The 26,018-nt window shown below is 70.8% G+C and carries 27 protein-coding genes and 1 pseudogene; 7 read left to right on the top strand and 21 right to left on the bottom strand.

What is annotated here, in order from left to right:
- Nucleotides 1–355: 355 nt before the first annotated feature.
- From G5V59_RS35170 to G5V59_RS35145, 6 genes are all read right to left on the bottom strand, one after another.
- Entirely contained in the window at nt 356–721 is a 366-nt protein-coding gene (locus G5V59_RS35170; RefSeq protein WP_278260413.1) for a hypothetical protein, read from the bottom strand.
- A 79-nt stretch (nt 722–800) separates the two neighbouring features.
- Nucleotides 801–1,169 carry a single-stranded DNA-binding protein gene (locus tag G5V59_RS35165; RefSeq protein WP_278260448.1) on the bottom strand — a complete coding sequence of 123 codons (369 nt, stop codon included), beginning with the start codon at nt 1,167–1,169 and terminating at the stop codon, nt 801–803.
- An 876-nt stretch (nt 1,170–2,045) separates the two neighbouring features.
- Complete coding sequence (locus G5V59_RS35160) at nt 2,046–2,585, bottom strand: LPD29 domain-containing protein (RefSeq protein WP_278260412.1); 540 nt, start codon at nt 2,583–2,585, stop codon at nt 2,046–2,048.
- A gap of 17 nt (nt 2,586–2,602) precedes the next feature.
- Entirely contained in the window at nt 2,603–3,616 is a 1,014-nt protein-coding gene (locus G5V59_RS35155; RefSeq protein ID WP_278260411.1) for a DUF4192 family protein, read from the bottom strand.
- Between the two features lie 142 nt (nt 3,617–3,758).
- On the bottom strand, nt 3,759–4,625 hold the full coding sequence (locus G5V59_RS35150) for a hypothetical protein (RefSeq protein ID WP_278260410.1): 867 nt from the start codon (nt 4,623–4,625) through the stop codon (nt 3,759–3,761).
- Nucleotides 4,626–5,002: 377 nt separating this feature from the next.
- Complete coding sequence (locus G5V59_RS35145) at nt 5,003–5,215, bottom strand: hypothetical protein (protein WP_278260409.1); 213 nt, start codon at nt 5,213–5,215, stop codon at nt 5,003–5,005.
- A 31-nt stretch (nt 5,216–5,246) separates the two neighbouring features.
- Here G5V59_RS35145 and G5V59_RS35140 point away from each other — a divergent pair, with 31 nt between their 5' ends.
- Entirely contained in the window at nt 5,247–5,492 is a 246-nt protein-coding gene (locus tag G5V59_RS35140; RefSeq protein ID WP_278260408.1) for a hypothetical protein, read from the top strand.
- Nucleotides 5,493–7,062: 1,570 nt separating this feature from the next.
- Here G5V59_RS35140 and G5V59_RS35135 read toward each other — a convergent pair.
- The 5 genes from G5V59_RS35135 to G5V59_RS35115 all read right to left on the bottom strand — a co-directional run bounded on the left by G5V59_RS35135 (nt 7,063) and on the right by G5V59_RS35115 (nt 11,915).
- Complete coding sequence (locus G5V59_RS35135; RefSeq protein ID WP_278260447.1) at nt 7,063–8,277, bottom strand: AAA family ATPase; 1,215 nt, start codon at nt 8,275–8,277, stop codon at nt 7,063–7,065.
- Entirely contained in the window at nt 8,274–8,588 is a 315-nt protein-coding gene (locus G5V59_RS35130; RefSeq protein ID WP_278260407.1) for a hypothetical protein, read from the bottom strand. The genes G5V59_RS35135 and G5V59_RS35130 overlap by 4 nt, the downstream gene beginning before the upstream one ends.
- Before the next feature lie 963 nt (nt 8,589–9,551).
- Nucleotides 9,552–10,688: a hypothetical protein gene (locus G5V59_RS35125; protein ID WP_278260406.1), complete on the bottom strand. Its 1,137-nt coding sequence runs from the start codon at nt 10,686–10,688 to the stop codon at nt 9,552–9,554.
- 136 nt (nt 10,689–10,824) lie between these two features.
- A complete protein-coding gene (locus tag G5V59_RS35120) occupies nt 10,825–11,232 on the bottom strand; it encodes a ParB N-terminal domain-containing protein (RefSeq protein ID WP_278260405.1) in 408 nt (135 codons plus the stop codon).
- Between the two features lie 278 nt (nt 11,233–11,510).
- A complete protein-coding gene (locus G5V59_RS35115; protein WP_278260404.1) occupies nt 11,511–11,915 on the bottom strand; it encodes a hypothetical protein in 405 nt (134 codons plus the stop codon).
- Between the two features lie 58 nt (nt 11,916–11,973).
- Here G5V59_RS35115 and G5V59_RS35110 point away from each other — a divergent pair, with 58 nt between their 5' ends.
- Nucleotides 11,974–12,195: a hypothetical protein gene (locus G5V59_RS35110; RefSeq protein ID WP_278260403.1), complete on the top strand. Its 222-nt coding sequence runs from the start codon at nt 11,974–11,976 to the stop codon at nt 12,193–12,195.
- On the opposite strand, the gene G5V59_RS35105 is transcribed toward G5V59_RS35110, so the two are convergent.
- The 10 genes from G5V59_RS35105 to G5V59_RS35060 all read right to left on the bottom strand — a co-directional run bounded on the left by G5V59_RS35105 (nt 12,192) and on the right by G5V59_RS35060 (nt 20,940).
- Nucleotides 12,192–12,953 carry a hypothetical protein gene (locus G5V59_RS35105; RefSeq protein WP_278260402.1) on the bottom strand — a complete coding sequence of 254 codons (762 nt, stop codon included), beginning with the start codon at nt 12,951–12,953 and terminating at the stop codon, nt 12,192–12,194. The genes G5V59_RS35110 and G5V59_RS35105 overlap by 4 nt on opposite strands.
- A gap of 390 nt (nt 12,954–13,343) precedes the next feature.
- Complete coding sequence (locus G5V59_RS35100) at nt 13,344–14,123, bottom strand: hypothetical protein (protein WP_278260401.1); 780 nt, start codon at nt 14,121–14,123, stop codon at nt 13,344–13,346.
- 226 nt (nt 14,124–14,349) lie between these two features.
- Entirely contained in the window at nt 14,350–14,490 is a 141-nt protein-coding gene (locus tag G5V59_RS35095) for a hypothetical protein (protein ID WP_278260400.1), read from the bottom strand.
- A gap of 61 nt (nt 14,491–14,551) precedes the next feature.
- Nucleotides 14,552–14,806: a hypothetical protein gene (locus tag G5V59_RS35090; RefSeq protein WP_278260399.1), complete on the bottom strand. Its 255-nt coding sequence runs from the start codon at nt 14,804–14,806 to the stop codon at nt 14,552–14,554.
- Nucleotides 14,807–14,965: 159 nt separating this feature from the next.
- Nucleotides 14,966–15,862: a hypothetical protein gene (locus tag G5V59_RS35085; RefSeq protein ID WP_278260398.1), complete on the bottom strand. Its 897-nt coding sequence runs from the start codon at nt 15,860–15,862 to the stop codon at nt 14,966–14,968.
- Nucleotides 15,863–15,903: 41 nt separating this feature from the next.
- Nucleotides 15,904–16,200 (bottom strand): hypothetical protein, encoded by a 297-nt coding sequence (locus G5V59_RS35080; RefSeq protein ID WP_278260397.1) that lies wholly within the window; start codon nt 16,198–16,200, stop codon nt 15,904–15,906.
- A 146-nt stretch (nt 16,201–16,346) separates the two neighbouring features.
- Nucleotides 16,347–16,790, bottom strand: a complete 444-nt coding sequence (locus G5V59_RS35075) for a hypothetical protein (protein ID WP_278260396.1) — start codon at nt 16,788–16,790, stop codon at nt 16,347–16,349.
- A 276-nt stretch (nt 16,791–17,066) separates the two neighbouring features.
- Nucleotides 17,067–17,351, bottom strand: a complete 285-nt coding sequence (locus G5V59_RS35070; RefSeq protein ID WP_278260395.1) for a hypothetical protein — start codon at nt 17,349–17,351, stop codon at nt 17,067–17,069.
- A gap of 21 nt (nt 17,352–17,372) precedes the next feature.
- Nucleotides 17,373–19,190 carry a hypothetical protein gene (locus G5V59_RS35065; RefSeq protein WP_278260394.1) on the bottom strand — a complete coding sequence of 606 codons (1,818 nt, stop codon included), beginning with the start codon at nt 19,188–19,190 and terminating at the stop codon, nt 17,373–17,375.
- 1,417 nt (nt 19,191–20,607) lie between these two features.
- On the bottom strand, nt 20,608–20,940 hold the full coding sequence (locus G5V59_RS35060; RefSeq protein ID WP_278260393.1) for a helix-turn-helix transcriptional regulator: 333 nt from the start codon (nt 20,938–20,940) through the stop codon (nt 20,608–20,610).
- A gap of 224 nt (nt 20,941–21,164) precedes the next feature.
- On the opposite strand from G5V59_RS35060, the gene G5V59_RS35055 reads away from it, so the two are divergent.
- The 5 genes and pseudogenes from G5V59_RS35055 to G5V59_RS35035 all read left to right on the top strand — a co-directional run.
- Nucleotides 21,165–22,418 carry a hypothetical protein gene (locus G5V59_RS35055; protein WP_278260392.1) on the top strand — a complete coding sequence of 418 codons (1,254 nt, stop codon included), beginning with the start codon at nt 21,165–21,167 and terminating at the stop codon, nt 22,416–22,418.
- Between the two features lie 24 nt (nt 22,419–22,442).
- On the top strand, nt 22,443–22,763 hold the full coding sequence (locus G5V59_RS35050; protein WP_278260391.1) for a hypothetical protein: 321 nt from the start codon (nt 22,443–22,445) through the stop codon (nt 22,761–22,763).
- Nucleotides 22,764–22,800: 37 nt separating this feature from the next.
- Entirely contained in the window at nt 22,801–23,922 is a 1,122-nt protein-coding gene (locus G5V59_RS35045; RefSeq protein ID WP_278260390.1) for a hypothetical protein, read from the top strand.
- A complete protein-coding gene (locus G5V59_RS35040; RefSeq protein WP_278260389.1) occupies nt 23,919–24,950 on the top strand; it encodes a hypothetical protein in 1,032 nt (343 codons plus the stop codon). Before G5V59_RS35045 ends, G5V59_RS35040 begins: the two co-directional genes overlap by 4 nt.
- A gap of 191 nt (nt 24,951–25,141) precedes the next feature.
- A pseudogene (locus G5V59_RS35035) lies at nt 25,142–26,018 on the top strand (hypothetical protein); the annotation flags it as partial.

Raw genomic sequence — 26,018 nt, 5'->3', positions numbered from 1 at the left:
GTCTGATTGTGCGCGGTCGCACGGACAGTTGCACGTGCGATGGATCATCGGGACGGTGCGGTTCTCGCATCCGGCCGGGTCGTGGTCGGCGGGAGTGCAGTTGCTGCAGGTGGTGGCCATGCGGGTCCTTCCTCCGGGGCTCAGCGTGGGCAGGCGGCCCATAGGCCGCGGTCACCCTGCTGGGCTGCGTTCTCGTTGCCGGCGTATTTCTCGTGCCTCTGGACGGGTGGGTGGTCCTCGCGGGTGCGGGCTGCGCCGCGGCGCAGCAGCAGTGCGCCGAGGTCCGTGCGATCGGCCTCGACGTAGCGCAGCAGGCGCTCGTAGACATCCTGGTCGTCCTGGGTCGGGTCGGCGATCAGCCTGGACCTGGTCGACGTCGGCGAGCAGACTGCTCGAGGATCTTGGTCGCCTGGGGGCCGTAGCACTCGGCCGGTCGGCCGTCGTGGGCGGTCTCGGGGGCGTTGATGCCGAGGATCCGTACCCGCTCCTCGCGTCCGGTGTTGGCGCCGGGGCGACTAACGATGAGGGTGTCGCCGTCGACGACGCGGACCACGACTGCGGACGTCGTACGCACTTGGCCCCCCTCGGCCCGGTCAAGGAGATCTCCGACGTTGTGCTGGACGACGAGACCGACAGCGCTCAGCACTGCGACCGCTATGGCGCACTGGATGGTTCGGCGTAGGCGTTGCCCGTCGCCCCACCCGGCGTTGGTGTGCGGCATGCCTCTTCCCCTCTCGGAGCGGATGCGCAAGGGTGCCGACTCGCTGCGGAGTCGACACCCTCACGGCAGGGTCGGCGTCTCAGAACGGGGGCTCGTCCTGGCCCTGGTCGGTTCCCTGGGTGCTCGTGCCGCTGCTGCGGACGCTGCGCTCGATCCCGCTGACCGTGGCCCACTTGAGCGAGACCCCGATCTCCTCGACCCGGACGCGGGCGGCGTAGCGGGGCTGGTTGGTCTCCCGGTCCTGCCACGTCTCGGTGTAGAGGGAGCCGTGCACCACGACGCGGGTGCCCTTGGTCAGGGACTCCGCGATGTTCTCGGCCTCGGGGCCGAACTTCTCGCAGTAGTGGGTGGTGGGGGTGGCGTCCTTCCAGCCCTCGCCGTCCGGGACGCGGCGGTTGACCATGACGGGGAAGCTCACGACGGGCGTGCCGCTGGGGGTGTGCCGCAGGCTCGGGGTCCCCGGCGAGGTTGCCCGCGAAGGTGACGGTGGTGTTCAGCATGGTGGTTCTCCTTGTGTGGGTTGGGTTGATGCTACGTCTAAGACTGCATTTCGCGCAGTCTTGTCCTGTGTCGGTCGAGGGTTAGTTGCTGGGCCGGCCGGTGACCTGGAGGACCAGGCACTCGATGGCGTAAGCGGCGTCGAGGGCTGCCAGGCGGTCGCTGGAGTTGGTCGCGATGTTCAGGCTGGTCGCGCGCTGCGCCGAGCCTGGGACACGGTGGTGGTCTCGTGCTGCTCCAGCATCCGCAACGCGTCCTGCGCCCTGCGGACTGCTTGTCCTCGCTCGATGACGGTGACCATGTCCTCGCTCCTTGCTCGTGCTGGTAGCCTAGGGCCTCTTGGCCCTCTGACCGTTTCCCGGCCGCCCCGGGCAAAGAGAGATGACGAGCCGCGATGGGCCGGTGGAGTGCAACCCCGGTACCGGATCCGGGTTCGAGGAAATCAGCGACCGCAGGGAGCGCCGAGAAGCCGGGGCCGGCGCCCGGAGGGACCGCCAGGGACCGCAGGAGCGCGCGGGTTGCGCGTAGCCGGCTGCGGCTCAGAATCGACAGCCCGGGGAGGAAGGAAACACTCCAGGTTGTTGATCGAGGACAGCCGCGGCCCGCAGGGCCGAGTCGTCGACCGGGTCGCTCCGTCGACCTGGTCCTGGCCGGCCGGATGGCCGGCCTCCGCCTCAGCGGCTCGTCGTGGCCGTCACGAGCCGGCCGACAGGCCCGGAGACGGCCGTCAGGACGTCGTGCGGCTCGCCCCGGTGCCCGGAGGGCGTCCGGGGCTGGGAGGGGTGCGGGGAGGGCCCTGGGGCCCTCCCCGCCCGGCGTCAGCCGGTCAGGTGGCCGGTCGGTCGACCGGGCCGCGCTTGGTCCACTCCCAGCGCGATCGCCAGACCCGCTCGGGGTGATCGGGTAGCCCGTTGGTCAGGTCCAGACCGCCCAGCAGGGCACGGGTGGCGTAGTACACCGGTTCGGCCTTCTGGGGGTACTCGGTGTCGTTCCACCACCGCGTGCCTTCCACGGCGATCGTCTCGGCCCACTCCTGGACCTCCGGCGTGTACTCGCGCCGCGTGGCGACGCCACAGCAGGAGTAGCGGGGCTCGAAGAGACCGCCGTCCTCGGTGGCGTACAGCGTCGGCTCAACCGGGTGGTAGCCGTCGTCGCGACCGTCGAAGTCGAGGCTCTGGAAGCGGTGACAGATCTGGTCGACCACCTCCGTCGGCGGGCCGTCGACGTAGTTGACGTCGAACCACCCGTGAGCGCTGCCGCGGGCCATCCGGACCGAGAACCGGACACCGGGGTACGCCGCCCGCAGCGCCTTCCGGAGCTCGGCGGCGGTCTCCTTGGTGGTGAACTCCTTGACCTGGTGCTCCATCGTCACCTCTCCCCCGCTCACTTGAGCAGTGCCCGGAGGTCGTTGGCGAATGCGTCGTCGGGGTCGTGCTGCGACAGGTGCAGTGCCTCGGCAGCCAGCGTTCGATCTCCGGCGACGTACAGCGCCCAGGTGAGCAGCAGTGCGGCCTGGGTGGCGTAGCCCTGGGGGGCGCGGCGGTAGAGGTCGGCCCACACGTCCACGTGGTCGTTCGCCTGGAACGGGGAGACCTGGGTGATGGCGTGTCGGCTCAGGACGCTGCGCTGAGCGCCGCAGAGCAGCCGTGCGGCGGTCGCCTCACCCGGCCTGGTTCCTCCGTATGCGAGCGCGCGAACGGTCCTCTTGGTCCAACGCTGCTCCGTGCCCATGGCCGCGGGGTTGCCGGTCAGCATGGCCAGGCGCCGCTCGGCGGCATCGATGGTCGCGGCCGGGACCTGAGCCTCGGGGCGGAACATCTGGCGGCGGCGCTGCTCTGGGTCGGTGGGCTGGAACGGGTAGCCGGTGAGGCCACCGTCGTCGTCGGGGAGGTAGTGCTGCGCGGGCGGCATGGGCCGGTTCTCGTGGCGGTGGGCATCAGCCACCGCAGCGAACGCCTCGCGGTCGTCCTGGGTGATGACGTCAACGACGTCCCAGGAGCCGACCTCCACCACGCCGGTGCCCTCGATCAGGTCCTGCACGCAGAACGCGGCCTCGACCTCGCACACGTCGTCCAGCATCGCGGCCACGGCGGTGACTGCGTCGTGGGCGTGGCTCCGGTTGCGGGTGAAGGCCAGCAGGGCGACGGGGCCGGGGTACCGGCGGCCGAGGGCACCGAAGAACGCTGCCGCGTCGATGAGGCTGGCGCCGTCGTGCGGGTGCTCCACGGGGAGGCACGGTCGCGTGGTGTCGTAGAGCGGCACCACCATGAAGTGATCGGTCAGGTTGAACCCAGGCTGTGCCTGCTGCGCTGTCAACACGATCTGAGCGGGACGCACGCGCCGACGACGGGTCTGGGCGGTCTGGGTGCTGCGGCTGCTGTGGTCGTTCCTGGTCATCGGGTGACCCTTCCTGCCCTCGGGGACCGGGTGGCCTGCTCTGCGTGCCGACCGTTTTTCGCCCGCCCCGGGCAAGGAGCGATTCAGTGCCGCGATGGGCCTCCGGAGGGCAACCCCGGCACCGGGGGCAGGTGGGAGGAAATCAGCGACCGTCAGGGAGCGCCGAGCAAGCTGGTCCCGGCGCGCAGCGCGGGGTTGCGTGGAGGTGGCCGCGGCACATAATCGTGAGCCCGGGGAGGAAGAAAACCTTGTGGTTGATCGAGGGCAGTCGCGGCCCGGAGGGCCGTGCCCTTGGCCGGGTCGCTCCGTCGACCTGGTCCTGGCCGGCCGGATGGCCGGCCCGCTGCGCTGGTGGCGCAGGCTGTGGCTCGAGGAGACCACGGCGGGCCGCGCTGGTGGTCGGTGCACGCCGATAGGGGCGATTCCAGATGGAATCGCCCCATGGGTGGGCGCGGGCTAGACGGGCTTGCTGTTGCCCTTGTGGAGGTCGCCCTCGACGTAGGTGAGCATGGAGCCGTCGGCCGGGGAGCGCAGGCACCAGTGGTACCAGGCGTTGAACCAGACCCTTTCCCAGCCGAGACCGACGAGGACGCCGTAGACGGTCTCGTCTCCCCCGCCGCCGGCGAAGAAGCCGTCGGCGTTCCCCGAGGACAGTCCGGGGCTCGGTGGGAGGATCGTGCACACCGCGTCGGCGGTGGTGCCGTGCTCGCGGAGAAGCGCGAGCCTGGGCGTCGATGGCGGCCCAGAAGTCGTCGATGCCGCTCATCGGGTGGCCTCGGCGGTGTAGCAGCGGCCGTTGGTGTCGATCAGGAGGCAGTTGACCGTGGCGGGGTGGAGGTTGTAGTGGCCGATCTGGATGCAGTGGGTGAGGTCGCCGACCGCGACCCGGCCGGCGGGGCTGATGGTGCGGGCCTGGATGCCGCCCGGGAGGGTCTGGAGACTCGCCGTTGGTGTTGATGTCCCACGGCGGGCTGTCGGTGGTGCTGGCGGTGGTGGGGTCGGTGCTCATGGTGGTCTCCGATCCGCCTGGGGCTGGGTGGGGACCCTGGTGGTCTCCCTCTCCGGTTCGCCCGCCCCGGGCGTGGAGCGATGTGGAGTCGCGATGAGACGCCGGAGTGCAACCTCGGCACCGGCGCCAGGTGGGAGGAAATAAGCGACCGCCAGGGAGCGCCGAGCAGCCTGGTGCCGGCGAAGCCGGAGGGACCGCCAGGGACCGCAGGCGCACGCGAGGTTGCGCGGAGGTGGCCGCGGCTCAGGATCGTGAGCCCGGGGTGAAGAACCGGAGAGGGAGGGCCTGATCGTCCAAGGTGGCCTGCGTCGTCGTGAGCCGTTGGGGTGCCGGTGACGTTGCCGGTGATCTTGCGGGCGGCGCGTTGGGGTGCGGCGCTACTGCAGGAAGTCGGCCGGTTCGGTGGTTCCGACACCGTCCGGGGTGCCGGCGGGTCGTTCGGGCCGGACGTAGAGCAGGACCCAGCCGGCGGGCACCGCAGCGCGGATCGCTTCGCGCTCGGCGGGTCCGTAGTCGTCGGCCTCGAGGGTCCAGTGGGTGCGCTCGCTCGAACCGGTGTCGCGTGGTCGAGCGGCGGCGTGGATGAGCACCTGTCGGAGGCTACTCGTAGGCTCCGACAGCATGGCCCTGGTCGAGGAGGCGGACCGCCCGCCGTTTCGTCACGTGTGGGTGGCCCGCGGGTTCGAGCCGGCCCGTCACCAGGGCTTCGTGATGTACCGACGCCCGGCAGGCACGCTGACGGAGTACTACGTCAAGTACGTCGTCGACAACGCCGGCGCGCCGGCGCAGATCTTCGAGGAGTGGCTGCCCGGGCACCAGCCGACGCCGGTCCGGTCCTCGCCGAACACCGGTTCGGCCTACGGCTGATGGTGCGCCGGGTGCCGGCCGGCACCCGGGCGGGCTAGCGGCCGGCGGTGATGACGTCGGCGGCGGCTCGCCAGAAGTCCTCGGCCCAGATCAGGCACGTGAGACCGAAGAGGTCCTCCAGGCTGGTAAGGGTCCTCGAGGCCCTGCAGGGAGTAGTACCGCTCCGCGCTGAACGTCTCCTGCCGGTACGCGGGGTCGTTCGGGTCGAGGCTGACCCGGATCGGGTCAGCGAGTCTGTCCGGTCCACAGGTAGTGCCAGCAACCGATCTGGACGTGGTACTGGTCGGCGGGCTTGGTCATGACGGCCTCCTAGAGCCTGGTGACGGTGACGCGGGCGCCGGGTCTGGCGTCCGGTCCCGGGGCCGGTGGAGTGCTCCGGGTTGGCAGCCGTGAGAGCCGCGATGGGCCGGTGGAGGGCAACCCCGGCACCGGGGGCAGGTGCGAGGAAGTCAGCGACCGTGAGGGAGCGCCGAGCAAGCTGGTCACGGCGCCCCGGAGGGACCGGCAGGGACCGCAGGAGCGCGCGGGTTGCGCGTAGCCGGCTGCGGCTCAGGCTGAAAGCCCATCCGGAGCCGCCCCACCACCCCGGGATCCCGGTCAGAAAACGGCGGGACCCCCGACACCAGGTGCCGGGGGCCGGAAAGTGCCTTGCCGCATCACAGGACGCGGGTCAGCGCTTGGGGAAACTCTACCGCTCCACGGCGGCCGCGCCGCGGTGGTCGCGCTTGGCGACTAGACGGGTGACGTAGTCGTCTAGGAGCGCTTCGCGCGTGTGCTCGGGGTAGGCTGGCCCAGAGACCGAAGGCGCGCCGACGCCGGTAGAAGATCACGGCCGTACCGACGGTTTGGGCGACTGCCATGACCAGGGCGGCGGGGAACGCGATCGTGGCGAACTGTTCCAGGCTGCTCGGAGACCCCGGCCGGTACGGCGGGGGTGAGACTTGGCCGGGGCGAACGTCAGCCATCCGAAGAGGGCAGCGAGGGCAGTGAAGACGCCGGCTCTCGCCGGCAGCCGCCACAGACGCTCTCCGTCGTACTTCGCGACTAGACTCGGTGACTCGCTGCGGGCTCATCAGGCTTTCCGGCGGACGGGAGTTCGGCGAGGCGGGTGGCACTCATCGTTGGTTCCTTCCGAGAGGTCCCCTTGATAGGGGGATGGTATGTCGAGGCGGGAGGGTGGGGAAGCGGTGCGCAGATCACCGCTCCCCCACCCGTCCGGGATGCCCGCCGGCCGCGCAGTCGACCGGGGGCTGTTCGCGGGGGGGTGATTCCGGCTGGAATCACCCGGCGGGGTGGGCCGAGCTCTAGCCGGCACCGAGTCGGCGCCCGGGCCGGAGGGGCGTATCGGGTACGGGGAACGGGGCGCCGCCGTTGTGCTGCTCCTCGAGGTCGGCGCAGTGTCGAGCGAGGGCGTCTTCGACCAGGCTGAGCGAGGGTGTAGTCGGTACCGGTGGCGCGGGCGACGCCGCGCACCGCGGCGCGGGCGCGGTCCTGCAGGGTCGCGTCGACCTGGGTGCTGAACTTCTCGCGCTTGCTGGTGGTCACAGGACGCCTCGGTTCTGCAGGTACTTCAAGACGGCGCGGTAGTCGTCGGTGATCGGCTCGTTGGGTGAGTGGTCCGGAAGGGGCAGGCTGGTGGCTGTATGCCTCCGGCACTCGCACCGAGCGGCGCACGGGCGGGGTGACGAGTCTCGCCGTAGGCGTTGCTCAGCATCTCCAACGCCTGGACGTAGAGGGCCCCGGCCGAGGCCGGCGGAACGTTGGTGGGAACGATGCCCCGTAGCGCGAGCTTGGGGTTGTAGGCGTCGGCGACGTCGACGATCGTCTGCTCCAGCGGGGGATGCCGGCGATCTCCTTCACTGTCGGGTTGGCGACGGTGAGCACCGCGTCGGAGGCCACGAGCGCGGCGACGGTCAGGATGCTGAGCGCGCCAGGGCAGTCGATGATCGTGATGTCCGCCGGAGGTGCGGCCTCGATCGCGAGCCGCAGCCGCTGCTCGGGCCCGAGCTCGCGCCCCAGCGCGATAGCCAGACTGTCGAGTCTCGCGGGTGGCGGGGACCACCTCAAGGCCGGGAACGCCGGTGGGCAGGGCGGCCTGGGCGATCGTCGCCTGGCGCAGGAGGATGTCCCCGCTGGAGGCAGTGACCTCCTCCAGGGCGATGCCGAGCCAGTAGGTGGTGTTGGCCTGGCCGTCGAGGTCGATGAGCCGCACGGAGTTGCCCTCCCGGGCGAGCAGCGCAGCGAGGTTGACCGCGGTGGTGGTCTTGCCGGACGAGCCAGCCTGATTGGCGATGGTCAGGACGCTCACTTGCTGACCTCCGTCGAATCGCGGGCATCGGAGTCGTTGACCCTGGCCGCACGGGCCTTGGCGGCGTCGAGCCGCGCCTGCTCCCAGGCGGTCGGCTGGTAACCGACGCCGAGTCGCAGGGCACTCAGGTAGGCGACCTGGTCGGCGTCCCAGGGAACGTGGGTGTAGCGGGCGCGCAGGCTCGGCGTGCGCGACGCTCATCGCCCACGCCGCCCACCGGCGCTCCTTGATGTCACGCCCGCGAAGGGTTTCGGCCCACCGGTAGGCGTCGTCACGGTGCTCTCCGAGCTTTGTCGCCGAGCCACTTGTGCACCAGGCTTGAGGCAAGCGGCGTAGTCGCCGGCGTGGAAGAGGATCCTGTCGGCGAGCGCGTCGGCGGCCTCGCCGGCAGTGGGCTCGCGGTGCACGTAGTTGCCGGCGGCCTCGGTGCGAAGGCTTTGCGGGCCTTGTCCCGCTCCTTCTTCTCGGCAGGGTCATCGGCACTTGGTTCGCGTTCGTCGCGAACCGGGACGGAGCCTGTAGTAGTCGATGCCGTGGGGCGTCGGCTGAGCGCGGAGGTTGCCCGCGGCGCGCGCGGCCTCGATCTCATCGTTGCCGTAGACGCGGTGTCGGACTGCGCCGCTCGCGCCACTCCCCCACTCGGCGGTGGGGTCTTCGACCAGGGGGACGCCTTCAACGTCGGCGGCCTTGCGGGCCTTGGCGATCGCGCGGCGCTGTTCAGCGGCGCGCTGGTGGCGCTGGACCACGCTCGCGATGGGAAGGCGGTCACGCTGGGCTCGCTGCCACACGTCGAGTCTGGTCGGCGGGGAGCACGCCGGTCAGAGCGAGGGCGTCGGCGACGGAGATCTCGTCCCGGCTGATGGCGTCCTGCACCTCGATGGGGAGTTTCAGGAGGGCGAGCCGCTTGGAGACCTGACCCTGGCTGACTCCGAGACGAGCCTGCGATCATCCGCTGCCCCTGGCCGGCGTCGACCAGCATCGAGAAGATCCGCGCCTCACCGATGGCCGTCAAGCCGGAGCGGTGCACGTTCTCGGCGTGGAAGGTCAGGTAGTCGGTGACCTTGTCGCCGCCGGGCCTGACGATGGCCTCTAGGTAGCCGATCCCAGCCACGTCGGCGGCCTCGCGCCGGCGGTGGCCGGCGACGACGACCCACGGCTTGTCCGGGAAACGGTCGACCCACCGTGGGTGGGCGGCAACGAAGTCCTCACGGGTGACGACGATCGCGGGCTGCAGGCTGGCCGAGCCTGTGCGATGGAGGCTACGAGGCCGTCGAGATCGCCTAGGGATTCACGGGGGTTCTCGGGGTGGGGTGCCACGTCGCTGATCGGCAATCGGCGGACGACCTCTCCCCCGGTCTCGCTCTGGCGCAGGGCATGGACGACGCTGCCAGCGCGGGGCGCAGCCCCGACGCCCTCAGGCGCGGCGCGCTCGTCGGGGTGATTCCGGCCGGAATCGCCCGGCGGCTGGACTGGCGTCTTCTTCGTGGCTCCAGAGGGCCGGGAGAGCAGTTGTGCTCCCGCGGCCCCGAGACCCTTCTTGCTGGCCATCATTTACCTCCATTGCCGGTAATACATGAAGTATGAGACTGCGGCGCGCCAGTTCGGTGGAGGCGCGCCGGGGCTGTGCCGAGGAGGTGATTCCGCTTGGAATCACCCGGGTTTCCGGGCTCGATGCCCGGGAGGCTCGGACAGCCGCCCGGGCCCTGTGGGCCCGGGCTTGAGGACCGGGCCCACAGGGGACCGCCGTCGTGCTAGGCGGTCTTCTTGCTGATGGCGAACTTCTCCACCTCGGAGAGCGCGTAGCCGGTGCTCTCCAGGAACCGCAGGTAGCGGCCGGTGGCGTTGTTGGTGCCGTCACGGCGCCACTCGCCACGGCCGAACTGCCCGCCGAGCGGTGCTTCGTAGGCGGCGAGCACCCGGATCAGGGTCATGACCAGGGCGCGGTTGTCGGTGGCCTTCTCGATCGCGGCCTTGGGCGTGTTCTTCGCGTTGAGGCCGAGCCAGTCGCCCGCGAGGTGGCGGGCGGTGACGTCGCTGATGAGACGGGCGTCCTCGGTCAGCGCGGTGGCGAGGAACTTCTGCGTGCCCTTGGGCGGGGTCTTGGCCTTGGCGAGGTTCGCGACGTACTCGCGCCGCACGTCGAGCGCGGGTGCCCAGGCCTTGTTGTTGTCGATGACCACCTTGCGGGCCTTCTTGGCTTCCTCCCGCTCGGCTTCGCTCATCTCGGAGGCCTTCGGCTTGCTGGTGCTGGGGGAGTGGTAGGCGTGCGGGTCGTGGTGGCCGCGCTCGGCCCACTCCCGGCACCCGTAGATGGCCGCCGGGAGGGTGACCCGGCGCGATCCGGCGCGGGCCTTGGCCAGCGCCTTCTGGTACTCGTCCACCGCCTTGTCGTACTCGGCCTGGGCCTCGTCGTAGGCGGCGAGCACGTCGGGCGCGATACCGGCGCGGGGGTCGTCTCCCTCGTAGTCGTCGGGCTCGTTGACGAACCAGTAGTGGTCGTCCAGGTCGTAGGGCGCGTCGGGCGCTTCGATGCTGGGCTCGGGCGGCAGCACGACCGGCTTGCCGTTCTTGTCGACCTCGACCTCACGACGCCCGATCCACACGACGTGCCCGGGGCAGTCCTCGTGCTCAACCTCGCTGAGCGGGGTGTCGTCCTCGGCGGAGACCGCCAGCCGGGCGAGGCTCTTGGTGGGGGAGGGGTAGCCCGGCTCATCGATGATGGTCAGGCCCGCGTCGGTCAGGTCCTTGACCAGCGCCTCCTTCGCCAGGTTCCAGTCCCGGGTCTGCCGGGCCTGGGCGAGCGTGTGGTCGAACCGGCCGGTGGTCGCGGCGGCGATCAGCGCCGTGACGGCCTCGCTGTCGTCCTCGAACTCTGCGACGGCCGCCAACTGGTCAAGGCTGAGGTCGTACCGCTCGGCCGCTCCGGAGGCCAACTTCGACCCGGTGACGGTCAGGGCGTCCTTGACCTGGTTCGTGGTCAGACCGGCGCTCTGCTTGGCGATCTGGGCCGCGCTGACGCCGAGGTCAGCGAGACCGGCGATGTAGTTCAGGCTCGTCGTGCTGAGTGAGGCCGGAGCGGTGGTGGTTCTCGTCGCGCTGGGTGACGATGCGCTGGATCTCGTCTTCCTTCTCGGTGGAGTCGTGGTCCTGGACGAACACGGGCACGGTCTCGCGCCCGGCCTCGATGGCCGCGAGGGTGCGGCGCTGGCCCATCTTCACGATCAGGCTCCCGCTGTCGTGGATCCGGCCGGTGATCGGCACCTGGACGCCGTGGGCCTTGATCGAGGTCACCAGGTCCTTGAACGCGGCATCCTTCGGGACGCTGCGGATGTTGCGATCGACCAGGAGGTCGCCCGGGGCGACGTGCACGAGCGTCCCGGCCTCCCACGTGGCCTGGTTGGGGTTCTTCTTGGTGTTCTGCGTCGTGGTCACGGTGGACCCTTTCTGCCCTGGGGTACCGGGGGGCCTGCGTCTGCGTTGCCGACCCTGTTTCGCCCGCCCCGGGCAAAGAGCGATTACGAGCCGCGATGGGACGCCGGAGTGCAACCCCGGGACCGGGGCCGGGAGGGAGGAAATAAGCGAGCCTTGCGAGCGCCGACCGGAGGCGCCGGCGCGTAGCGCGGGGGTTGCGCGGAGGTGGCCGCGGCTCATAATCGTGAGCCCGGGGAGGAAGAAACTCGATGAGTCTCAGGGCGCCGCAGGCGCCGCGTTCAGAGCCCCGGAGGGGCGCTGCAGTTTGGGGTGATTCCTGCTGGAATCACCTTCCGGCGGCTGGGGCGATTCCAGGCTGGAATCGCGCGGCAGTCAGGGGGGCTTGGGCTTCTCAGGCCGGCCCGAGGAGTCCGCGGCGTTCCAGGCTCGGGAAGAAGTGCATCTGCGGAGATGCCGTGTTGCGAGTCGACGAGCCTCGGGTTCGAAGGCTCTCCGGGGTCGTCGTGCTCGGGGTCGAACGGTCTGCCGGTGTCGGGATGGTTGCTGGCGGGGTCGAAGACCTCCGGACCGAAGGTGAAGTCGGCCGCTCGGCCGACGGTGTCTGTCATGGGGCCGTCGTCGTCGGCGGAGTGGGCGAGCGTGATGAGCGCCAGGAGGATGTGGTCGGGCCTGTAGGTCCACACGGTCTGGTAGTACTCGGAGTAGAGCTCGGAGAACGCCCATCCTCGCTCGCTGAGCCTGGTGGTCGAGATCCTCGAGTGCCGCCACGGTTCGGCGCACGTCGGCGCTGAGGTCCTCGAGCGCAGTCGTGGGTCCGATGACGAATGTGGTCACCGGCCGGCGCCGGGTCAGGGCGCGGTCCGCGGCGCGTTTGGCGATGATCTCTTCGCGCGACCGGCGACGCTGCTTGGCCATGACGGGGTGCTCCTTCAGGTGGGCTGCTTCGTGCTGGGTGGCCGCTAGGCGGAGTTCGTCGAGATCAGGGTGCCACCGAGGACCTGAGCTACGAGGTCTTCGGCGGACGGCGGATGGCCGCCGTTGGGGGAGGGACCGGGATCGGGGGTTCGCCGGCGTACGGGATGTCGGGTTTGTCCTGGACGAGGCGGAGGTAGCGGGGGATGCGGTCGACGAGGCCAAGGCGGATCCACCAGGAGCGGCGCTCGGCGCGGTACCGCTCGATCTGCGCGCGGATCTGGTCGACGATGCCCCAGGCTTCGGCGAGCCTGCTGGAGGGTGGTGGCCGCGGTGGGGGAGAGGGTCCATCCTGCGGGGATGCGGTCGACGAGGCCCCAGGCTTTGCGAGCGTGTTGAGCGCGTCGTAGGTCGCGGCGACGCTGGCGCCGGCGAGCGGGGCGAGCTCTCGGCCGTTGATGGGCTCGTCCAGTTGCTCCAGTGCGGCGTAGGCGAACGCGGCGATCGGGCCGAGTCTCGCGGAAAGCGGGGCGGATCGCGTGGATGCGGCCGCGTCGCCACGGCTTGGCGGCCACTGCCGGTGCGAGCAGGGGCGGGATCCTGAGGGACCAGGTGTGGGCGCGGACGCCGTGGGCTTCGCGGACGCGGTCGATCAGCCGGCGGTCCAGGGGCTCGGCGAGGAGGCGGTTGAGCGCGCGCCCGACTGTCGACTGGTCGAGGCCGGTGGCCACGGCGAGGGCGCGGTTTCCGAACTCGACGTTGAGGTCGCCGGTCAGTGCGGCGGCTTCAGCGAGGGCCCACAGGACCATGCGGTCGGCGATGTGCGTCTGTGGTCCGGTCAGCAGGTCTACGGCCGCGGTCCATTCGCGGACGGTGCGGTTGGTGTGCCCCGGGCTCGTAGGGGTGGGGGGTGCCCCCCGCTGTGTTTCTTGCGGGCTAGTGGTGCTTTGGTGGACAGGCTGGGAGTGTGCGCGTTCTCGCCGGCGTTTTCGTGGGTGATCGCGTTGCGCCAGTCGCGGGTGAGGGCGCGGTGACGGTGGGGGGGCGGGGTAGCGGGCGTAGAAGGCTGGCCAGGCCTGGCCAGGTGCCGTCGCTGGTGCGGCGTACGACGTCGACGAGTCTGCCAGCCGGAGGCGACGCAGGCCCAGATGACGGCCTGGCGGGCCTCGGAGGGGGAGGCGTAGCGGGTGGTGTCGTACTCACCGGTCCGCGCGATGTGCTGGTAGCGCTCGTCGGGGGCCGTGAAGCGGCCCAGGGGCTCCAGGGACGCCTCTGCGGGGTCCTGGGGGCCCTGGAGGCCTTCTACGGGGCTGTGAGGGACTGTGACGGCCTCGGAGGGGGCGGCGGCCGGGAGCTCGTCGACCAGGCGCTGCCACGCCGTCGACGTGGTGGGCGCGTCGAGTGCCGCGACGGCGGCGCCGAGTAGGGCGGCACCGTCGTCGTGCGGGGCGTGGGCGGCGGCCGCGAGCAGCCTGGTGGCCACCGGTGCGGTGACGGGCGCCGGGTGGGCGGATGCACCCCGCGGTGAGGCCAAGCATCGGCTGGGGGTCGAGGGTCGGCGCGAGGGCGCGGAACCTCGCCATGACTGCCCGGGCGTCCGGGTAGGGCAAGGGCGTCTCGAGGGGGATGTAGATGTGGCGGCCGCCGTTGGGGGAGCGGTCGGAGAACCATGCCGCTCCGGTCCGCCGCAGGAGCGTGGTGATCGTCGCGTGGTCGCGGTCGACCGCACCGGCACCGAGGTCGTGGCTGTCCAGGTCGAGGAACAGCACGGGCGCGCATCCGTCGCGGTCGTAGACCATCACCGCGGCCGGCTGGTTGGGCGACTCGACGGTGACGAACCGCTCGCCACGTAGTGCGTAGTCGCGGCCGTTGCGGGACACACGCATCCGGCCGCGGGCGGCCAGGCGCACCGCGAGGCCGGCCCACTGCTCGCCGGCGAGCACGAGAGCGTGACCCGCCGCGTCCGCGGCCGCGGTCATGACTCCGGCCTAGGGGCGGGGTGATTCCGGTCAGAATCGCGCACACACAGGTGCGGCCTGGATACCGGTTTGGGTGTTATCGTGGGCAGCACAAAGCCGCCTCCTCAGTGAGATCTGTGAGGGCTTGCAGGGGGCCGAGTTGGTAGGCTCGGTTCTCACATCAAGGTCAGTCGTGGTAGCGACTGGCCTTTGATGTTTTCGGGGCGCTGCCCCGAAGGTCATCCGGTCAGCGGCGACCCGGATGATCGTGGACGTTTCGGGGGTCCTCGATCTCGTACTCAACGTCGTCAGCGACGAGGCACAGCAGGTAGTCGCTGACGGAGCGGAAACCCTTGCGCTTCGCGACGGCCTTGACAGTGTCGCCCATATCCAGAGGCACTCGGGTCCCGAGAAGGACTCGTTCTCCACGGTGAGGCTGGGGCATGGTCCTAATCCTGAGGGACGTAACTGTTACAACCCCGGATGACCGAGGCGTCGGCGTGTCGCCGGCGACCCAGGGGAAGTGCCCAGGCCGCCGGCGTCGCGGTCACTTGATGAGGACGGAGCCGTAGGAGCCGCCACAGGGCGTCTTCGCGCTCGTGGTGAGTCTCGGTGCCGGGGACGCTGACCTGCACGACGTACACGCCGCGCTTGGTGGGCTTCCAGGCCGGTGCGTCGATGGTGGTGTTGCCCCGGAAGGTCACGACTCGCGCCCAGGCTCTGCTTCGAGTCTGGTGCAGGTGGCGGCCGCCGAGGACGAGAAGGGTCCGTAGGCGAAGATCCCGACGCTGACCGGGTTGGTGTTCGGCAGGCCGCTGAGGCCGACGCGGGCGCTGATGGTCGACCCGAGCGTGCGGCTGATGTCACCGACCCGGCGGTAGGTGGCGGTGACGACGGCGCGGTTGGTGAACAGCGCCCCGCACGTGCTGGTCGGGTTGTTCAGGCTGTTGCCGGACAAGGTCACCCGCCGCTTGTAGTAGCCGGCCGTGGGCTGCGCCGGCGCAGCCGGAGAGGTGAACGTCCCGTTCCCGGTGATCGTCTGCGTACGACGCGCCCGCACCGTGCCGGTGCACGAGGCCGCCGAGGCAGACGAGAACGGGCCGAAGGTGTCGGTCGTCGCGGTCTGAGAGCCGCCGAGACCGTTCACGGTGAACCGGACGGTCGAGGTCTGCCGGTTGGTCACGATCGATGCCGTCGAGGCGATCGCCAACGCCTGGTTGCCCGAGATCCGCACCGTGGTCGACCGGGCGACGTTGAGTCTTGCGGCCGGCGATGATCGCGTTCGCCTGCCGCGAGGACCTGGCGCGCTTGACCTGGAGGTAGTGCGACGGCACGCCGAGAGCGGCGCCGGTCACGGTGGCGGTCCCGCCGGCGCCGGCGGGGAACTGGAAGCGGGCCTGGCCGCGGGAGTCGGTCGTGCCGTCCATGCTCTTGCCCCGGAAGGTCGCGCGGACCTTCGCACGTGCCTGTCGGTAGCCGCCGCCGTCGACGACCGTCACCGTGACGGTGACGTACCCGCCGACGGTCGTGGCCGGGGCGCTGACGCCGACCCGGACCGGGCCGGCGTGGATGTTCGCGGTCGCGATCATCTGCCGGGTCAGGGAGCGGACCTGGGCGGCGTGGGAGCCGGTCTGCCGGATCCGCTGCGCGCCGCGCTTGCCGGTCCAGGCCAGAGTCCCGCCCCACAGGTAGTGGTAGGTCGCGGCGTCGACCGCGGCGGCCTGCGCCGAGCTCGAGTAGGCGCCGTACCGCGACAGCACGTACGCCGCACGCTGGACCTCGGCCGGCGTGGTCCGGGTGTTCAGCCGCCGGCCGACGACGGTGATCCCGGCGCGGTAGCCCTTGGTGTTGCGCAGGGCGTTCGGCTGGTACTGGTACAGCCGGGTCGAGTTGAGCCTTGTAGCCCCCGATCCAGCTTGTCATCAGCGGTCCGGCCGGCCTTGATCGAGTAGCCGGCCCACCGCGACACGGCGTGCGCCGGTGTCGGTGTGAGCACCGTGGTGAGGCCGGCGAGCAGCACCGTGGCCAGGAGGGCGACGAGCGTGCGGTGAAGTCCGCGCCGCGGGCGAGAGCGGGGCCGGTCGTTGCGTGGTGTCATGACGGGTTCCTTCCGAGAGATGGGTGACCGGTTGCTCAGCCGACGGGAGCGGTCTGCACGGTCGAGGGATCGACGGGGCTGGTGCCACCGCCGCCGCCACCGCCGCGGCCGCCCTTTTGGGCGGCTTCGACGTGGCGGGCGGGGGGTCATAGGTGGGCGGGGCGGCCGGCTCCGGGCTGGAGACGGCCGGCGGCGCCGGGGGAGGGGGCGCGAGGACCCGCGCGATGCCCTGCGCGGTGCGGTAGCCGGCGACGCGAACGGTCCACCGTGCGCGGCCGGCCGGCAGGCCGGCGACGGCATGGACGGTCGGCCGAGCCTGATGCGAGCAGGCGGACCGTACGGGCGGGCCCGCGACGCGGGTCGATCGTGAGGACGATGGCGCGGCCGGCGGGAATGCCGGCGATCGTCATGACCAGCCGGCCCGGTCGCGGTGCCTTGACGCCGACCTTGGGCGGGGCTGCGAGGACGACCGCCGTTGGGGTCGGCGTGGGCGCCGCGGTCGTTGCGTCCAGGGGCGAGCCTGGTGGACGCTGCGGGCCGGTTGGGGGCGTCCGGGTCGTCACTGCGCCCTGCCGTGAGCGCGGCAGCACCGCCCGCGGCCAGGAGGGCGATGACGGCGACGCCAGCAAGAACGATGGTGGGACGGCGCCTGTCGGAGGGCGAGCGGTTGTCCGAGGGCTCCGGACCGGCCGCATCGGCCCCGGTTGGCCAGTCGTCTGCGGGGGGAGCGACCTGGTCGTCAGGCGCCCGATTCCAGCCTGGAATCGGCCGCGCCGGCGTCCTCGAGGTCGTGGGCGTCGACGTGATCGACGGCGTCGACGTGGTCGACCTGGCCGGTTTCGGCACTCGCCGCGGCGGCTCTCCGGTCACGCCGCCGGGCGCGGCGCGGTGCCGGGACGTCTGGAGCAGGCGCGGTCAGAAGTGCGCGGTCCTCGACGACTGTGCCGTCCACGTCGACGTACAGGGTGGTGACGGCGCCGTTGCCTTGCTGGGCCTGCAGACTCGAGCGGGCGCGCGGTGATCCGCGCCTCGGCGGAGACCAGCGACAACACGGTGTCGATGGCTTCGGTCGGGTCGGTGGTCGGCACCTCGTGGACGTGCTCCCCGAGGGTGATGGTGGCCGAGCCGTCCGGACGGACGACCGCGATCACTCTGGTCAGGCTGGGAGGCGTTCATCGGCCTGGGCCCTGGTCTTGGCCCCCGGGCGGGCACGTGGCGGCGTGCCGGGTGGCGCACTCGGCATGGTGGCTCAGCACGTCGGCGGCCGCCCAGGCGAAGATGGCGGCGGTGCCGACGAGCGTCACGATGAGCCACAGGCTCAGGAACCAGTGGCGAAGCATCCATCGCAGGGCGGTCATGAGGTCTCCTTCGGTACGACGGTGACGACCACCCAGCGGTGGGTGGTGGGGTCCTGGGAGAGAGTGAGATCGAGTCTGGAGGCCACCGGTGTAGACCGCGAGTGTCGAGTAGGTCGGCTCCTCGCTCGGCACGCTTCGACCGCCCAGGATCCGGAGGAACGTGGCGGTCGGTACGAGCGAGAGGTCGGTCTCGGCGTAGGCCTCGTCGAGCGAGGGCGCCACCAAGGTGCGCAGCCGGGCGCGCCAGGCGTCCTTGCCGCCGTCGGTGTTCGTGAACGCGGCCGCGAAGGATCGAGCCGTGGCCTGCCAGGTCGAGGCGCCGACACCGCTCGGCAGAGCGGCGGGATCCTCGCCGTGCGCGGGGTCGCCGACCGCGCCTGAGACGGCGGGGGAGGGGTTGTCGCCTGCCGTCTCCGATGACGAGGGGCTCGGGGCGGTCGCGGGAGCGTCGGCCGCTTCGTGGCCACGGGTGAGCAAACTTGGACGAGCGTGAAGGCGATGACGACGGCGACCAGCGCCCAGATGATCTTGGTCCAGGTGGTCACGGTGGATCCTCCGGTGGGTGGCTGGGTGGTCATCGGGCACGCTCGGCGAGCCAGGGTGACGGGTCGACGGTGTCCTTGCCGTTGGGCCGGACCTCGAGGTGGAGGTGACAGCCGGTGGAGTTGCCCTCCGAACCGACGCGACCGACGAGTTCGTCCGGCACGGACTTGCTGTCCGGCACGGACGTTGAGGGCGCTCATGTGCGCGTAGGACGTCGAGAGCCTGACCCGTGCCGGTGCTGATGGTGAGCAGCCAGCGCCCGGCCCAGGCGGGATGGGTGATCTCAACGGTGCCGTCGGTGGCCGCGGACACCGGCGTCCCGCAGGGCGAGGACAGGTCGGTGCCGGTGTGGGTGCTGGACCAGTGTGTGCCGGAGCGTCCGTAGTTGTGCAGGTCGGTGTAGGTGCCGGCCGGGAGCGGGACGACGATGCGGCCGCTTGCGGCGAGGGCGAAGCCGGTTCCGGCGTTGCCCTTGACGGAGGCGTGCACGTGGTCCATGTGGAGCGAAGTGGGGTCGGTGGCGCCCGAGGGGTGGCGGTAGGGCCGCCAGCCCGAACCGGGGTTCCAGATCCGGGCGCGCCAGATGACGTAGGTGATGCCGAGCTCCCGGTAGTGCTGGGTGAGCCAGGCGGCGATCGCGTCGCCGGCAGCGATGCCCTTCGGGGTCGACCAGTCGTTGATCATGACGTCGACGGCGCGGCCGCTGGGGTGGTCCGAGCCGGGGTTGGAGGCGCGGTTTCCGACGCCTCCGTAGGTGTGCTCGCCGAACGTGGAGTTCACGCACCGCAGGACGAGCAGCGCGTCAGGAGTCAGGCCCTCCTCGGCGGGGGACTGGGTTGGCGCGCACTGCGTGTCGCCGCCGGCGGGGGTGGTGCAGTCGCCGCCGGTGGCGGCCGAGACCAGTTGCAGCGCGGCCTCGGGATCGAGGTTGGCGAGGATCTGCCGTGCCCGGGGCTCGTCGTCGGCGTAGGCGTCGGGGAACGCGGAGCGCTGCACGGCCTGGGCGGCCGCGGCGACGGACTTGGTCTGCCAGCCGTCGACCTTCTGCAGAGCCTCGTAGAACTTGCCCGCCGCGGTGCGGGGGCTCATCAGCCTCTTCCATCGTGCCCCACCACGGCCACTGCTGCTGCATGATGCCGAGGGAGCCGTGATCGGTGCCGACGGCCTCGTGGGGAAGGCTCAGGGAGCGGGCGATGCCGCGCTGCTCGGGCGCCAGGTCACCGCCGCGCCCGTCGTTGGCGTAGTTGCGGAAGTTCGATTCCTGGCTGGCGGTCGCGAGCGCCACGACGATGCCCTGGGACGGGATCCGGCGGGCGGTGCCCTCGGCAACGATCGCCGCTGCGTTGCGGGTCTGCTGGGCGTTGAGGTCCGCGACGGTGGTGCCGGAGGCGAGGCTGATGGGTGCGGCGGTGGTCGTCGACGTCGTCGCCGCGGGGTCCTGGGCCTTGATGTCGAAGGTGCCGGCCAGCATCTTGTGGTCGGAGTTCAGGCTCGCGCAGCCACTGGCGCGTGGCGTTGACCTGCGCGCCCTGGAAGAACAGGTAGTCGATGACGCCGCCGCCGTCGTGGGTGGTCTGCTTGCCGAAGACGTCCATGGTGGTGAGCAGACCGGCGGGGCGGAGCATCCGCCGTGGACCCCAGGAGTCGTTGGAGGACCACTGTGCGTTGAAGTCGCCGGCGACGAAGACCAGTCCGTCTTTGGCGAGGGTGCCGACCAGGGCGCTGAGCTTTGTCCATCGCGGCGCGGTAGATGGCTTGGCGAGCAGCGCTGGCCTTCGGGTTGACCATCATGTGCACCGAGACCACAGAGACCACGCCGCCATCGCGGTTCTGCAGGGTGGCCCATGTCGCGGAGCGTCCCGCGTCCCACTTCTGGGGGCCGGAGGGCACCAGGAGGACGCGGCCGCCGGCGATCTTGTTCCAGGTGTCGGTGCGCCACAGGACGGCGGTGGACATGGCCTGGCCAGCGGCACCGCGGCTGAGGTCGGCCGGCCGGGGATCGCGGTGGGCGGCGTACCCGGCCGGCGCGAGAGCCTGCGTTGCTGCGGTTGGAGATCTCGTTGAGGGTGACGAAGTCGGGGCGGTCCTCGACGACCGTGGCGAGGTCGGCGCGGTAGGCCGGCAGCGAGAGGTTCACCTTGATGTTGGCGTGCGCGACGGTGACGGTGCCCGTGGCCGGCGTGGTCGGGAGACCGGGCATGTTCGCTGCGCTGGGCTGGCAGGCGTTCGTCATCGGGTTCGAGGCGACGACGACGATGAAGATGAGCGGGGCCAACAGGAGGAAGGTGGCGGCCGCGGCGAGCCTTCTTGGCCACGATGAGCGTCTTTCCCGAGAGTGGAAGTCGATGAAGTGTAGGCAGGGATTGACAGGGCCTACGACGGCATTGCCTGGCGGCGGGTGGCCTCCCAGGCGGCGATTACCACATCTGGTGACAAGCCGAGCGCGGCCGCCCAAGCGTCAGGGGCGCTAATGCGGCCCTCACCTCGGAGGATGACGCTGGTCCGGTTAGCAGACAGGCCGATCCGCTCCGCCAGGCTCGGCGGCGGTGAGGCCGGCGTGCCAGCGGTACTCGTGGAGAGTGGGCTCCGTGCTCATCGGCGCGAGGTCGGTGGTGTCGACCTCGAGGGTCGCGGCGATGCGACGCAGCGTCCCAGGCGACGGGGCGCCCCCGTAGAGCCAGTTATTGACCGCGGCGACGGTGGTGTCCATCGCTATCGCGAACTGACCGATGCTCCATCCGCGGGCCGCCAGCCGCTCACGTAGCGACTCGGGCTGCCAGGTGGTGATGACGGAGCGCGGCACGCGCTCAGGGTGCCGTACTTCGGGCTCGGTGTGCATATCAACCCGCATTCGTGACTAGACATTGGTCGGAATAGATAGTAACGGGTACATCGTGGACGATAGGCTATAGAGAGAGTAGGGTGTGCTTCGAAGGTCTGGCAACGCCAGATCGGGGAAGAACGCGATATCGAAGAGTCGGCGGTGTCTGTGACACTGGTCTGACACACACTGTTAGAGGGGGCATTTGCCCCGCTCTCGGACCTGACAGGGAGTGCTTTCTCGTGGAGCCCGAAGACCTCATCAGCGGTCGCCAGTTCACCCAGCGCGGGCTTGCCCCGCCGCAGCACGCTGCAGCGGAGCCGGAACCGGACTCGTCGGCTGAGCCGTCCGGGCCGCCGGTGCAGGAGGAGGCGAGCGTCCCGCCTCCGGCGGCTCCTCAGGAGGAGGCGGGCGCGGAGCCTTCCCGATCTGTGGGTGGCGCAGGCCAGAGCGGCGGCCAACAGGGCAGCGGCCCGCGGCGCCAACCAAGCCGCCGGCCAGACGGCCGGCCTGGATGGTGCGGGACCGCCCGCACCGCCGAGCGGCGCCCCGGAGGTCGCGCCGCTCTCACGGTCGTTCCTGACCCAGCAGGAGACCGACGCACCGCCGGCCGGAGGCTGGCGGAGGTTCCTCGCGAAGCTCGGGATCGGCGACGAGACTCGACGAGGCCGCGCGCGCCGAGCAAGCCGACGGCCGAGAGATCAGCCGACTGTGGGTCGGTCCACGCACGATCGCCGTGGCGAACCCGAAGGGCGGGGCGTCGAAGTCGCCCACGACGATCGCGCTGTCCGCGCTGTTCGCACGCCGCGGCGGGTCCGGCGTGCTCGCCTGGTGCAACAACACCACCCGCGGCTCCCTGGGCTGGCGCACCGAGCAGGCTCGCCACCAGGCGACGGTCCTCGACCTGCTACCGCGGGCCGAAGAGCCTGCTGCACACCGACGCGCGGGTCGCCGACCTCGCCCGGTTCGTGCACCACCAGAGCGAGGACCGCTACGACGTGCTGCCCTCGGCGGCGCACCTGCTGCCGAACCAGCAACGGATCACCGAGCAAGACTTCGACGCGATCTGGCGCGTGGTGACGAAGTACTACCGCCTGACGTTCGTCGACTCCGGGAACGAGGAGACCGCTCCCAACTGGACGCGGATGATCGACCGAGCCGACGTCCTCGTGGTCCCGATGGTGAATCGGCGCGACCACGCGGAGGCCGCGCGGGAGATGCTGCAGGGGCTCCGCGCGCGCGACCAGCGTTCGGCCCACCTGGTCCAGAACGCCGTCGTCATCGTCTCCGAGGCGGACCCCGCGAACCTCGCCTACAGCGCCGAGCCTGCAGCGGGAGTTCGGAACCGAACGCCGCGACGTCGTCGTCATTCCCAACGACCCCGCGCTGGGAGCGGACCAGATCCGCTACTCCGCGCTCGCGAAGGCCACGCAGCGTGCCTACCTCCGGGCGGCCGCCGCGGTGGCGTCGCGTCTGGACCATCCCGCACCGGCTAGCCCACACATCGAGGAGACCCACTGATGCACGACCTGCTGTCGACCCTGCCGCTGATCATCGAGGCGGAGAAGTACAACCCCTTCCAAGGCGTCAGCCCGAACTTCGGGCCGTTCACCGACCTGCTGCAGTCCCGGGTCGGCAAGATCCTCGGGCTGATCTGGGCGCTGGCGTTCTGCTACCTCGGTGCGCAGCTGATCATCAACATCACGAAGTTCGCGAAGGCCAAGAAGGGCAAGTACGGCTCCGACCTCGACGACGTGCGCACCGACCTGATCTGGAACGGTGGCGCGATCGTCGGCGTCGCGATGGTTCCCGCGATCTACCTCGTGTTCGTGGGGTTCTGATGAGCCCCGCGACCATGTGGGGCGAGAGGGTGCGGCGATGACAGCGACCGTGATCGCCGCGGTCTTCGCGGGGCTCGTCGTGTCGGCGTACGGGCGCCACGACGCCCGGCGCCGGCACCTACGTCCTGGCTCGCCCGCTCAGCCTGGCGACCGTCGTGCAGTGGGACCTGCGGGCGATCGTGATGGTCGTGGGTGGCCCGCTCGTGGCCGCGCTCGTCACCAGCCTGACGGCCTCGAACCCTCCGATCCGACCCAACACGGCAAGGGAAACGCAGCGATGGCAACCACAACACAGACCGGCCAGGAGACCGTGGCCGGCCCACCGAAGCGGCGCAGGGGAGGGCTACTCCTGGCGCTCCTCGCCCTCGTCGTGGCCTTCGTGGTCGCGGTCACCGTCCTGACCGGTGGCGACGACAAGCCAACGACCGCAGACCCGGGTCCGGCACCGCTGCCCAAGGGCCTAGCGGTCGGCGACGCGACCGCGACGTTCGACCTGGCCACCCGAGAGGTGGGCGGGGTCCCGCGGGGCTTCCCCCAGACCCTCGCCGGTGCCGTCGAGGCGTCCGCAGCGAGCCTGGAAGCGACCCGCACCGCCGGCTACGAGCCTGCTGCCCCCGACCGCGCCGCGGTGCAGAAGGAGTTCGGCTATGACAAGGCCTCCGACATCGACGAGGTGATCGCCGCGGCGCAAGCGCGCGACGGCCTCGATGGCAACGGCCAGCCACTCGACGGGGAGCCGGGAGACCGGTTCTACAACGAGTGCCTGCCGCAGTACGGCATGTACCGGACGATGCGCGGCGACGCGCTACAGACCAACAACAGCGACGCGCCGATCCCGACGCCCCCGACCGACGTGTGGGTGCTGACCTGGGCACCGTGCATCGAAGGGATCGGCTCGCCCACCCACATCGACAACCTGAGGGTGAAGTGGAACGTGTACCCGCTTCGCTGGAAGTGGGCGGCCAACGACTGGCGTCTCGCCGTCGACGACAAGTGGGAATGGCCGGAGAAGGACGTCCCGACCCCCAAGGACCTGCTGCGGCCCAACGTGAGCCTGCAGGAGCGAGCCGACCTGTTCGGTGACGGCGGGTGGCTGCTGTTCAAGGGCTACAGCGAGGCGTGGCCCACCGACCTGCTCGGCAAGGAGCCGGGCGCATGAGCAGGGTGATCGCGGCGCTGGCGCTGATCGTCTCGCTGCTCGCCGCAGGCCCTGGATCCGCGCAGGCGGCACCGGAAGCCGGCCCGCGCCCGCGAGCCGACCTAGGCGACTGCATCAGCAGTCCCGTCAAGTGCGTCAAGGACGGCGTCGACGAGGTCGGCGACAAGGCGGGCGACATCAAGAACGCGGCCTGCGAGAAGGCTGGTGTTCAAAGCGTCTGCAACAAGGTCGACGACGTGACCGGGGGCGTCGCGGACACGGTGTCGGCGCCGCTGAAGGGGCTCAAGGAGAGCCTCGACGCACTAGCGCAGGCCATCGACTCGATCGCATCGTTCAGCCCGTCGAACATGGCCGAGGAGTGGGCGAAGTCCGCCGCCGAGGCAACGGTCTGGATCATGGACAAGATCACCGACGCCACCAGCCACGTCGCCAAGCCCGGTTACGACATGGACTGGTGGGCCAAGCAGTACGCCGTCACCTTCGCTCTGGGCCTGATCGTGCTCGCGTTCATGCTGATCTTCATCGCTGCCAAGATCGGCGGTCCCGACACCTCGGTGTCGGGAGTGACACTCGCCCGCGAGGTCCTGGGACGTCTGCCGTGGGCGGTGCCCGCGATGGGCATGGCGCCAGCCATCATGATGGTCACGCAGGGCATGTTCGCCGGCCTGGCCCGCTCACTGGGCAAGGAGGGCAACGACAAGGCGGGATCTGCGGCGGAGTCGTTCATCAAGGCTGATGGGCAACGTGCCCCACGACGGCGGTTTCTTCGCGGCCGTCGGCGGTGGCCTGGTGGCGATGCTGATGTTCGGATTCGCCGCCTTCTTCGGGTTCATCGTGCTCGTGGAGATGACGTTCGCGCAGTGGGGCGCGAACTTCTTCGGCCTCCTCGTGCCGGTCGCGATCGCGTTCTGGCTGTACCCGCCGTGGCGCAAGGTCCTCGGGGCGCTCGCGGCGCTCCTGGTCGGGATCTGGCTCATGCCGTTCGCGGTGAACCTCGCGTACTGGTCGACGTGGGCTGCCGTCAGTGACGGCCTCGACGATGACCTGTTCAAGACGAGCCTGTACGTGGTCGTGAGCACCTTCATGTTGGCGATCGCGCCGCTGCTGGCGCCCGCGATCGTCAGCAAAGCTGGTCCCGCCGGACTTCGCCGGCGGACCGCCCGCGCCGCACTCAGCGTCGCGGGGGAGCGGTGCCCCTGGACGGTCGCCGGCGGACCGGATGAAGGTCAAGCAGTCCCAGCGCGCGCCGCAGGAGGAGACGTCGTCCGGCCCGGGCGCGTCGTCGCCGGCGGCGACCCAGGGTCCAGGCCGCGGTCGCCAGGCGGAGCCGACTGTCGGCGGGCCGGGCGCTGGGCCGGCGCCGGGCGGATCGGCTGGCCGGGGCGCTGGAGGCGGCCCGGGAGGCGGCGCGCCTGGTGGACCGGGAGCACCGAAGGTGGGTGCACCCGGTGCTGGTGCCGGAGGATCCGGCGCCGGGGGAGCGGGGGCCGCGTCGAAGGCAGCAGGCGGTGGGGCGAGCGCGTCGGCTGGCGCCTCGAGCGCGGGTGGCGCATCCGCCGCCGGCGGACCCGTCGCGGCCGCGGCGGTGATGGCCGCGACGGTGGCGCAGAAGATGAAGAAGGAAGCGGCAGAGACGAGGAACCGGTGGCTGCGGAGCCTGACGGGGAGCGGGGCAGCAGCGACGCTCGCCTTCGAGGAGCCACGGACCGGGATCCTCGGTGGCCAGACGAGAGAGCGGAAGTCGTTCGGGTCGATCTCCACCAGCACCGTCGCGATCTTCGCGCTGCTCGGCTTCGTGTGGGTGATCGCGATCGTCGTGTTCCGCTCATACCTGGTGATCGTGGGCGGCGGACTGCTCGGGTTCCTGGCCGTTCGGGCGGTCACGAGGGTCGACGACGAGGGCGACGGCTGGCTGCGAGCAGCACTGCTCAGCACCCGGCGACGTCTCGACACCGGCGTGATCGTGCTGGGCGTTCGCGTGCGCGCGCCGCGCACCCTGTGGATCCCCGCGGTCGGCACCGTGCCGGCCGAGACCGGCGAGCTCCGCGAGATCGACGTTCCGACGGGCGCGGGAACGATCGTGCTGCTGCACCAGG

The sequence above is a fragment of the Nocardioides convexus genome (assembly GCF_011090295.1).
The sequence above is the reverse complement of the archived record's forward strand: the minus strand, read 5'-3'. Positions and strand labels throughout refer to the sequence as shown.

Excerpts from the sequence above, each read along its gene's own strand:
- G5V59_RS35045 (WP_278260390.1), top strand. The coding sequence starts at position 22,801 with ATGACAGCGACCGTGATCGCCGCGGTCTTCGCGGGGCTCGTCGTGTCG.
- G5V59_RS35170 (WP_278260413.1), bottom strand. The coding sequence starts at position 721 with ATGCCGCACACCAACGCCGGGTGGGGCGACGGGCAACGCCTACGCCGA.
- G5V59_RS35140 (WP_278260408.1), top strand. The coding sequence starts at position 5,247 with ATGGCCCTGGTCGAGGAGGCGGACCGCCCGCCGTTTCGTCACGTGTGG.
- G5V59_RS35135 (WP_278260447.1), bottom strand. The coding sequence starts at position 8,277 with ATGACCCTGCCGAGAAGAAGGAGCGGGACAAGGCCCGCAAAGCCTTCG.
- G5V59_RS35150 (WP_278260410.1), bottom strand. The coding sequence starts at position 4,625 with ATGAGCACCGACCCCACCACCGCCAGCACCACCGACAGCCCGCCGTGG.
- G5V59_RS35080 (WP_278260397.1), bottom strand. The coding sequence starts at position 16,200 with ATGACACCACGCAACGACCGGCCCCGCTCTCGCCCGCGGCGCGGACTT.
- G5V59_RS35155 (WP_278260411.1), bottom strand. The coding sequence starts at position 3,616 with ATGACCAGGAACGACCACAGCAGCCGCAGCACCCAGACCGCCCAGACC.
- G5V59_RS35060 (WP_278260393.1), bottom strand. The coding sequence starts at position 20,940 with ATGCACACCGAGCCCGAAGTACGGCACCCTGAGCGCGTGCCGCGCTCC.
- G5V59_RS35105 (WP_278260402.1), bottom strand. The coding sequence starts at position 12,953 with ATGGTCCTGTGGGCCCTCGCTGAAGCCGCCGCACTGACCGGCGACCTC.
- G5V59_RS35100 (WP_278260401.1), bottom strand. The coding sequence starts at position 14,123 with ATGACCGCGGCCGCGGACGCGGCGGGTCACGCTCTCGTGCTCGCCGGC.
- G5V59_RS35040 (WP_278260389.1), top strand. The coding sequence starts at position 23,919 with ATGAGCAGGGTGATCGCGGCGCTGGCGCTGATCGTCTCGCTGCTCGCC.
- G5V59_RS35095 (WP_278260400.1), bottom strand. The coding sequence starts at position 14,490 with ATGGGCGACACTGTCAAGGCCGTCGCGAAGCGCAAGGGTTTCCGCTCC.
- G5V59_RS35050 (WP_278260391.1), top strand. The coding sequence starts at position 22,443 with ATGCACGACCTGCTGTCGACCCTGCCGCTGATCATCGAGGCGGAGAAG.
- G5V59_RS35065 (WP_278260394.1), bottom strand. The coding sequence starts at position 19,190 with ATGAGCCCCCGCACCGCGGCGGGCAAGTTCTACGAGGCTCTGCAGAAG.
- G5V59_RS35160 (WP_278260412.1), bottom strand. The coding sequence starts at position 2,585 with ATGGAGCACCAGGTCAAGGAGTTCACCACCAAGGAGACCGCCGCCGAG.